This is a genomic window from Methylobacterium sp. AC690 (assembly GCF_979256535.1).
In genome coordinates this window covers 1-251 of record NZ_CEEDOX010000100.1, presented here as the reverse complement: position 1 = coordinate 251, position 251 = coordinate 1, and the positions used below count along the sequence as shown (strand labels likewise).

1 protein-coding gene is annotated in these 251 nt (G+C 72.5%); it reads right to left on the bottom strand.

The window, feature by feature from the left end; genetic code table 11:
- On the bottom strand, nucleotides 1–251 hold a 251-nt coding region (locus tag AC0IY1_RS25475), incomplete at both ends, for a chloride channel protein (protein WP_471773363.1).

Sequence of the window (251 nt, the reverse complement as noted above, 5' to 3'; positions counted from 1 at the left end):
GCATGGCGGCCATGCCCAGCAATGCCCAAAAGCCGGGTGTACCGGGCAGGGCGAGACCGACGACCCAGCCGAGGGCCCCGCCGAGGATGAGCAGGGGTGCCAGCACGCCTCCGGACGTGCCGGACGAGAGGGCCACCAGCCAGATCGCGGCCGTGACGGCCAGGATCGTTAGGACGGCCCGGGCGGCGAGATCGCCGGTCCGGAGATCGCCGATCACGTCGTCGCCGACGCCGAGCGCACGGGGTTCGATC